General features: G+C 53.8%; 5 protein-coding genes. 2 read left to right on the forward strand and 3 right to left on the reverse strand.

The features are described from left to right. Nucleotides 1–282 (reverse strand): HGGxSTG domain-containing protein (locus tag KG698_RS15725; protein ID WP_367114126.1); only part of this gene is annotated, 282 nt, incomplete at its 3' end. Nucleotides 283–429: 147 nt separating this feature from the next. Further along, entirely contained in the window at nt 430–771 is a 342-nt protein-coding gene (locus tag KG698_RS14480; protein ID WP_213686263.1) for a Crp/Fnr family transcriptional regulator, read from the reverse strand. Nucleotides 772–1,182: 411 nt separating this feature from the next. Here KG698_RS14480 and KG698_RS14485 point away from each other — a divergent pair, with 411 nt between their 5' ends. Together KG698_RS14485 and KG698_RS14490 are read left to right on the forward strand one after the other, a co-directional pair. Further along, nucleotides 1,183–1,584 (forward strand): hypothetical protein, encoded by a 402-nt coding sequence (locus tag KG698_RS14485; RefSeq protein WP_213686264.1) that lies wholly within the window; start codon nt 1,183–1,185, stop codon nt 1,582–1,584. Between the two features lie 299 nt (nt 1,585–1,883). Beyond that, on the forward strand, nt 1,884–2,669 hold the full coding sequence (locus KG698_RS14490) for an MBL fold metallo-hydrolase (RefSeq protein ID WP_213686265.1): 786 nt from the start codon (nt 1,884–1,886) through the stop codon (nt 2,667–2,669). A gap of 423 nt (nt 2,670–3,092) precedes the next feature. Here KG698_RS14490 and KG698_RS14495 read toward each other — a convergent pair whose 3' ends face one another. Beyond that, a complete protein-coding gene (locus KG698_RS14495) occupies nt 3,093–5,000 on the reverse strand; it encodes an adenylate/guanylate cyclase domain-containing protein (protein WP_213686266.1) in 1,908 nt (635 codons plus the stop codon). Nucleotides 5,001–5,527 lie beyond the last annotated feature (527 nt).

The following is a 5,527-nucleotide window of genomic DNA, read 5'->3' on the forward strand; positions in this document are numbered from 1 at the left end:
ACCCAATTGCGCCCTCTGCCGAGCCTCTGCCCGCTTCTCTTTTGTTAACCTACCGTGCTTGGTCTGCGCAGCCGCAATCCGAGCGCGTCCTGCCTCGGTCCGAGGCCCTGTGCTCTTGCCCCCATGATTGGGGCACCGCCCTGTATCGGCCACTGTAGGGCGCTGGCATAATGATCCCTTGCGCGTTTTGGACCCACAACGCGCCCCAGGCCACTCTTTTCCAAAGCGGGTTGCGGAACCGATTTTGTTACCTTTCTCGAACATCGCAAACACCCCGATCATGAAGTGTTGTATTATAACACATATGGACTGAGATGCGAGGTGTGCGGTTCTTGGTTCTTGGCTCAAGTTTCGAGGTTCGAGGCGCGTGGACCCGTCATGCACGCGCAAGACGGCTGTGTAGAAACCTGCACCCCCACCGGATGCCTGTCACCGTCGCTTCTGCAACTCGCGCAAGCGGTCGGACAGGATCGCCATGACGCCGCGCACAATCACGTGCGACTGGGTCAGAAGAGAATTAAAGTCAGTTTCGGACACGAAAATGATTACGCTGTCCTCCAGCGCCCTGGCCGTCGCCATCCTCGGCGCGGTGTCAATGATGCCCATCTCGCCAAATATCTCGGTCGCACCTAACGTAATATCGGGAATTTTCATCTCATAATTTGTCGGAAAGAATATTCCCACGGTGCCCGACCCGATGACATAAAGACCATCTGGCTTGTCGCCCTTCTTAAAGATATTGGAGTTCTTAGGAAAATCGCGTTTCTGCATCCAATTTCTCCCGCAGCGTCCAGGATGACAGCCTCGTGTTGCCCCATATTCTCACCGAAAGTCAAGACGGTAGCCCGGCACCCGCGCGCCCAGAACCCCGGCACGACCACGCCCGTTCTTGCCGTTGCTACAAAGCCTTGAATTACAATTATGCCATCTAAATTTACCGAAATGGATGATTTTTCCTATCAGGGTTCCACCATGGTAATTGTGCGACGGCCGCTCCGGCCGTGGGCAAGAATTCCACACCAAAATGCAATTTCTCGCCTCGAGAATGGGCCAACAACCTTCAAAACCCCTAAAACCTCCGAACCGACGGCCTCAACTCCACGCTTTATTTACGCAATCCACAACCCTTTCCGGCAAAAGTTACCTCCCCCCGCGCCTGTCCACGGATTGCAAACCCGATTGATGCAAAACACCGAACCGCCCCATAAATTGCATTTCAAGATCATGCATCCAGCAAATACGCGCCGTGTCAAAATCGTCGCCGCGCCAAAGACACCGCCGTTCCATCCAGAAATGCGCCCGGTGCCCCATCCGCACCACGGCCGCCCGAACCCCACGTCGCGCGGTGTCGACCCCAATGCCGCGCCAACCCCCAATGCGCCAGCACCTGGCCCCACTCCCAACAGCGCAAGGGCAATGACGCTCCCCAAGCCCCGCCGAAAACTTGCAAATGCAGCAGGCTCGCCCCCTAATGTGCCACCCACACGCCGCCCCAAATTGCATGCAAAATTGAAACCTTCTGCCGAGTCGGTCAATCCTCGCGTTAAGATCTTCTGCCAAATTCTGCACAGGGATGGAAAATGAGATGCATGCCCGCATATCGCCGCGCAAGTTGACTGGATGTTGCGGCCCAGGCCAAGCTTAGAGGATGAACAACGAAGCCCAGCCGTTGACAAACGTTGCAAAAATCAGGCAATGTCCATCGAAATTTTTGCAAATAGAAAACAGCCCAAAATAACCCTGGTTCTTTAGGCGGCATGACGATGCGTTCCAACGCCACCCCACTGCCCGGTCGCGGAGTATATCGTTGCCGGAATTGAGCTTAAAACGATCCCGTAGCGGGAAGTTCCAGTTATAGACACGCCCAGAGCGGGGGAGCCAACATGAGACTGAGTATCCACGGATGTCGCGGGTCCATCCCAAGTTGCAGTAACGACACCGTCCGCTATGGCGGCAATACCTCGTGCTACGAACTGAACTTCGGCGACTTCCAGGTCTTTTTCGACACCGGCAGCGGATTCCGGACGGTAAAGTTTGGAAAAGACAAGACAAAGATCTGCCTTTATAGCCATTGGCACCACGACCACATTCAGGGACTCCCTTTCAACGCGGACATTTTCAACCCCGCGAATGAATTTACGATCTGCAGTGCCCTTTCCACCAAGCGCCCCCTCCGGCACACGCTGCAAACCTACTTTTCGGGCGGCTACTTCCCGGTCGACATAATCACGACGCTGAAGAACTTGAACTTCGCGAATATTTCCGAATTGCAGCAGGGTTTCGGTGACCAGTTCAAACTGGACTGGCTCGAATTGAACCATCCTGGGGGTGCGGCCGGCTACAGCGTACTGCATGACTGCCGCAAATTCTGCTACCTTTGCGACAATGAATACGAAGACGACCAAAGCGACAGGCTGCTAGAATTCTGTTTGAACGCGGATGTCGTTGTCTGGGACGGCATGTTCACCCAGGCTGAACTCGGCGCCAAAAAGGGCTGGGGCCATTCCTCCATCGAACAGGGCATCAGGTTTTTCGAACATTCCGGCATCGGCCGCCTTGTGATTGGTCATCACGCACCATCACGCACCGATGCTCAACTGGACGACCTGGCTAATTACCTGCCCACCGGTGTTTCCTTCGCAATGGACGGGATGGAAGTCGAAATATGATAGGGGCCCCCGGCCTGCAAAAAAGCCGCGCCCCCTGATTGCCCTGTCGGCGTGACACTGGGCCCAAGGATCATGTCCTCCAGACTTTCGGCCTGCGCGAGTCAACTGATCCTTCACTACCAGAAAAGGTGCAATGCCATTCCGCCTGAAAATGGTCCTAGGCGAGGAAGTTAACCCAGCCCGAGAGATTTAGATGCGCCAGAACACTTCTCCTCAGCCCTTGAAAATCCAGTTCAGCAAGGTCAATGAAAGACGCGCGCAACTCCGTTCTGCCAAAAAGACCACATCTTCTACCATGGCCGCCCGCAAATCCGTCTCGTCCGCCAAAAGGTCAAGCAAAGTTACCCATACGGTAAGTTTCTGACAGCGCAGATTTTTGAGCGCGCGGCGTTTAGCTGTGGGCCTCCGGATGCCTTCCCGCGATCACCCGAAACGCTTCAGCCATTCCGCGACCACCCGATCATGGCTGGCGTGACCCGAAAGCTCCTTCAGGACCTTTTGCGCATCAGCCGCCTTGTTTGCATAATAAAGGGTGACCAGCTCATTGATCTTGGCGGCGTAGGCGACCTTGCGCGTGATTCTCTCGGGGTCATCCGCCGTGAACACCTCATAAATATTTAAAGCTTCCGTCTTGCCCTTCACCACGGTTTGGTCAATCAGCCGCGACAGGCCCTTCTGCTCGCTATCCAGCTTTTCGAACACTGCGCTCGAAACGATGATGTTCGCGCCATACTGCTTGCATAGGCTTTCCAAACGGGCGGACACATTGACGGTATCGCTGATCACGGTCGTTTCCATACGGTCAGCTTCCCCGATTGTGCCCAGGATCAGATCACCGACATGAATGCCAATCCCCATATCAAGTTGCGCGGAAGTCGGACGCTTGATCGACTTATTCCATTCCTTCAGACTTTTGATCATTTCGGTCGACGCCCGAACCGCATTGCTCGGCGTTTCCGGGAACAAGGCCATGATAGCGTCCCCGATATACTTGTCGATGAACCCGCCATTGGCCCGGATCGCCGGCGTAAGCTTGCTGAAATATTCATTCAGGAACTGGAAGTTCTCTTCAGGTGACATCTTTTCGGATATCGCAGTGAAATTCCGCATATCCGAGAACAACACCGACATCTGCAAGGCTCTGCTATCGCCCAGCTTTACATCTGTAATCCGGTCCTTTTCCAGCAAGGTCAGAAACTCCTTGGGAACAAAGCGTTCAAAGGACTGGTTCAACTGATGGATATCTGCGATGCGACTCTGGATGTTGTCCTTCATTACCTGGATGCCGTTTTGCAAGGTCGAAACCTCGCTCGACGACGACAGCTTCGGAATGTCGCCATCCAAATCCCCTAACGCGATCTTCTTGACGGACTGATTCAGAAGCATGATCGGACGGGATATCGTTCCCGCCAGCACAAGTGACAAGGCGCCGCCGAGAAGAATAAAGATCGAAGTGATCAGGATCTGGTTCTGCGCGAGGCTGGCCAACTGCGCGTTCACCTCGGAGGTGTCAAAGACTAACTCGATCACTCGGTCGCCTTGCGATACGGAATCTAGTCGCTCTTCCACATCGGCCTTCACATAGACCGTCATAATAGATGCCGCCTCATCAGCATATGTCTCGGTCACCCCGGAATCATAGACCTTGCGAACCCGTTCAATCAGGGCATCGTCGGGCACGAAGTCCGGATTGTTCATTATAACTGCACCACCGTTGAAGATCCTCACTGATTTCAGCGATGGGTTGAAATTCTCGAACCCGGTGGCGATCTGCACAAGATCCAGGCTGCTCAGCGGAATCGCAAATTGGGTCGACTTAATGCCGATCTCCAAAATGTACTTCCTGTCCGGCGTGCCCCAATAGGCATATTTCCGCACATTGCCTGTAACTGTTTCGCTCGCGATGCGGTCACTCTGATAGGTGCCGGCCAAACGGATGGCCTGCAGCATTTCATTAAATTTCGGCGCAACCTTTGAAAAATCAAGACCTAGGTCCTTGTCAAAAGTCGTATGAATAATCACACCGTTTTCATCGATGATGTACAAGTCGAATTCTTCGCCCAGCGACGCCTTCAGCGTGGCAAGATCGATGTCCGCAACAACTCCCCCGGCTGTAAAATAGGCGCTTTTGAACGGCTCAAAGGCCGCCAACATCTTGTTTTCCATGCTCAGCGACAGGATTTCATAGCCCACCTCGACCAAGCTATAAGCACCAGTCACGTTCTGCGCCGTCTGCTCAACCATGAAATCGAAATTGTCCTGCAGCGTCTTGTTGGCCTTCCGATAGTCAGCAATCGATAGCAGCACCAAAGCAGGAATAAGAACCACCATAAAGGACAATAGTATCAATCTCTTAATAGATAACTGCATGTGTTCCCCCTGCCGTGGCCCTGCCCAACGCATTCCAAGAAGTGTTTCGCTTGCCGCGCTATGGCTCGTCATGGCGCTACTACTGAACTTGTCATTGAAGCTAATAGCTGTAAATATTTAATGTCGTGCGTAAAAGCTTGTAATGTTGGTGATGTGGCGAGGCACCTTTTCACCGACATTCCCCAAAAGGCATTCTGGCTGACGTGACGATCACCTGAATTTTCTCGCTGGACAAGCATTTTTACCCCGACCGGCGTCTGCGGTCGCCCAAGCCGCTGGAACAGGGCGGATCAGACCGCGAAGCCGCTGTTTTCTTGCCCAGGGGCGTTGTTTTTAAGGGCATCGGACAGACCTGTCCTAAGGCATTCGTTCACCGTCCTAAAATGCTGCATCGTGCACGAATGGCAGCAGTGCGGTAGCTGCACCAAAGCGTGGATACTGCTCGTGAATGACAGGTCGGGGCCGATTGCTGATGATCACGCAGGGCA

Source organism: Roseicyclus sp., from assembly GCF_018402035.1.
Taxonomy (GTDB): domain Bacteria; phylum Pseudomonadota; class Alphaproteobacteria; order Rhodobacterales; family Rhodobacteraceae; genus Roseicyclus.

Coding starts and splice junctions, on each gene's coding strand:
- KG698_RS14480 (WP_213686263.1), bottom strand. CDS start 771: ATGCAGAAACGCGATTTTCCTAAGAACTCCAATATCTTTAAGAAGGGC.
- KG698_RS14490 (WP_213686265.1), top strand. CDS start 1,884: ATGAGACTGAGTATCCACGGATGTCGCGGGTCCATCCCAAGTTGCAGT.
- KG698_RS14485 (WP_213686264.1), top strand. CDS start 1,183: ATGCAAAACACCGAACCGCCCCATAAATTGCATTTCAAGATCATGCAT.
- KG698_RS14495 (WP_213686266.1), bottom strand. CDS start 5,000: ATGGTGGTTCTTATTCCTGCTTTGGTGCTGCTATCGATTGCTGACTAT.